Annotated in this window: 1 protein-coding gene; it reads left to right on the forward strand. The window is 64.9% G+C overall.

The annotated features are described in order from the left end of the window. The coding region (locus tag JHD63_RS25295) for a transposase (protein ID WP_198973202.1) at positions 1 to 276 on the forward strand (276 nt) is incomplete at both ends.

Below are 276 nucleotides of genomic sequence, written 5' to 3' on the forward strand. Positions count from 1 at the left end.
ACGCCACGCTGATCTCTGCGCCCAGTTCGACCAAGAATGCCTCGGGCGAACGCGACCCGCAGATGAAACAAAGCAAGAAGGGCAAGCAGTGGTACTTCGGCATGAAGGCCCACATCGGCGTGGATGCCGACTCCGGTCTGGTGCACACAGTGCGCGGCACAGCCGGCAACGTCAATGATGTGATCGAGGCCAACACGCTGTTGCACGGCGAGGAAACCGAGGCCTGGGGCGACGCGGGCTACCAGGGCGCAGCCAAGCGGCCCGATGCCCAGGCCG

It is taken from the genome of Xylophilus sp. ASV27 (assembly GCF_016428875.1).
In the GTDB taxonomy this organism is placed as follows: Bacteria; Pseudomonadota; Gammaproteobacteria; order Burkholderiales; family Burkholderiaceae_C; genus Xylophilus.